Consider the following 2606-nt stretch of genomic DNA (forward strand, 5'->3'; position numbering starts at 1 on the left):
GCTACGGTAACGGCGCAGGACCTGCTGGCTGGGAGCCGGTTCGAACTGCACGCCGACACGCCGATCGTGTTCCAGCGCCTGGACGTGCGGCCGGTGGCCCGTGCGGTGTTCTTCCGCCTCGACTACCGCTTCGGCGGCGGCGCGCCGAAGGCCGCCAAGGAGCCCGGCTTCGAATACGAGAACAGCGGGCCGGCGCCGGGACCGGGATGAAAACCGGACATGGATTGACGAATGTAAATTGACAGCGGGCCGCAGCCTAAATTACGGCTGTATCTTGTCCGTGTGAGCCTTCATTTCGCCACCCGCGGTTGAGTGACTGTGTTCTTCGGGACGGGGGCCACACATGGCAGGTTTGGCGAACTGGCGGGTCGGCCTGGCGGCCGCAAGCTGCGCCTTGCTGAGCGCAAGCGGCGCCATGGCGCAGAGCGCGTCTCCGCCGCCGGGGGACAACTGGTCCGTCGCGCCCGCGCCGGTGGCCAAACCGCCCGCGGCGCCCGTCAAACCCGCCGACAAGGCCAAGGCCGCGCCGCCAGCCAAGCCGCCCGCAAATGGGCACACGGTCGACACCATCACTGTCACCGGCGCCGCGCCGCAGGAGGTCGAGACCTCCATCGACAAGAAGACCTACACCCTCGGCAAGGACCTGACCGCCACCACCGGCTCGATCGCCGATGCGCTGAAGAACCTGCCATCCGTGGATGTGGACGTGCAGGGCACGCTCAGCCTGCGCGGCGATTCCAACGTCACCATCCTGGTGGACGGCAAGCCCTCGCCGCAGTTCGACGGCAAGGACCGCGCCGACGCCCTGCAGCAACTACCCGCCGATCAGATCGAGCGGGTCGAGGTGATCACCAACCCGTCAGCGGCGCTGAACCCGGAAGGGACCGGCGGGGTGATCAACCTGATCACCAAGAAGAGCCGCGGCGCCGGCGTCACCGGCTCGGCCTATGTCACCGCCGCCAGCGCGGGACTGAAGCGGGCCGGGGCCAACTTCGGCTACAACTCGTCGAAGCTTGCGATCACCGGTTCGCTGGCCGGCAACTACCAGCACAACAAGCAACACTTCATCCAGGATTTGGGCGCCCTGGATCCCGTCAGCGGCCAGTTCCTGAAGACCCAGCATGAGGAGGTGGGCCGCAACCTGGCCCGCGGGCCGACGGCGCGACTCTCGGTGACCTATACGCCTGAGGACAAGGACCAGATCACCGGCAGCGCGAGCTACAACACGCTGCTGGTCCAGGGCCATCCCTTCGATCACTACGTTGACGACGACGCCAGCGGGGCGCCGGCGAGCATCCTGAGCCGCCAGGGCGAGCGGCGATTCCTGGAGATCGACAGCAGCATCTCGGCCGGTTGGAAGCACACGTTCGGCGCGGGTCACGACCTGTCGCTGGACGCGATCTACAACACATCCGTCTACCGCGATCGCGACCTCTATGCGACGACCGAGATCCTGCCCCTGGCCGTCGTTCCGCTGCAGGGCGTCCGGCAGGACGAGAACGACCACCACTCGGAATTCCGGATCGCCTACGACCGGCCGTTGGCCGGGGGAGCGTTGAAGGCTGGCTACGAACTGAAGCACGACGACAACGACACCGACGACAGCGGGACCACCGGCGCGATCGCCAGCGCGCTGGTCCCCGACCCCAGTCTCGCGAACCACTTCCTCTACGCCCAGACCGTCAACGCTGCTTACGCCACCTATGAGCACACCTTCGGGAGTCTCGGCCTACAAGCGGGTCTGCGGGTGGAAGATGTGCAGCTGGAAATCGATCAGCTGACCTCGGGCGAGCGGGCCCGCCAGGACTATGTGAAGGCCTACCCGACGTTGCATCTGAGCTACAAGCTGGACGACGACCGCAAGGTGACCGCCAGCTTCTCCGAGCGTGTGCAGCGCCCGCCCTCGTTCCTGCTGAACCCGCTGATCTATTTCAACGACCCGCAGGACGCCCAGAAGGGCAATCCTAACCTGCGCCCACAGGACACCCAGTCCTACGAGTTGGGCTACGAACTTCGCCAAGGCCAGTCGAACTACGGGGCGACGCTCTACTATCGGCGCTACGAGAACCAGATCACCCAGGTGGAGCAGGGATTGAGCCCTGGCGTGCTAGAATACACCTACGGCAATCTGGGAAGCAGCCAAGCGGCTGGCGTGGAGCTGACGGCCACTGGCAAGCTGACCTCGACGCTCAGCTACAATGCCTCGAGCAACATCTACTACAGCCAGATCGATGCGGCGAACCTGATGGTCGGCGCCGGTGCAGAGAGTGGTTATGGGATCAGCGGCCGGTTCAATTTGAACTGGCAGGTGCGCCCCGACGACATGCTGCAGTTCAACGCCACGGCCAACGGCAAGCGCCTGGTCGCCGAGGGCGAACTGGAGCCGGTCTACACGGTCAACCTCGGCTGGCGGCACAAGGTCAATGATCGGCTCTCCGCCACCGTGACCGTTCAGGACGCCCTCGCCACCAACCGGTTCGCGCGGCGGTTGAGCACGCCCACCTTTTCGGAGGATCTGACTATCCGCCCAGCGTTCCGTCAGGTCTTTTTCCGTCTCGATTACCGGTTCGGGGGCTCGAGCGCCAAGGCAGCCAAGGAGCCGGGCT

Annotated in this window: 2 protein-coding genes; both read left to right on the forward strand. The window is 65.6% G+C overall.

The window, feature by feature from the left end:
* Positions 1 to 210: hypothetical protein (locus E8A12_RS11775; RefSeq protein WP_293368884.1), on the forward strand; the 210-nt coding region annotated here is incomplete at its 5' end.
* 133 nt (positions 211 to 343) lie between these two features.
* Positions 344 to 2606, forward strand: a 2263-nt coding sequence (locus E8A12_RS11780) for an outer membrane beta-barrel family protein (RefSeq protein WP_293368886.1), incomplete at its 3' end; no start/stop codon positions are given.

Origin of the sequence: Phenylobacterium sp. (genome assembly GCF_004799395.1) — a bacterium.
GTDB lineage: Bacteria > Pseudomonadota > Alphaproteobacteria > Caulobacterales > Caulobacteraceae > Phenylobacterium.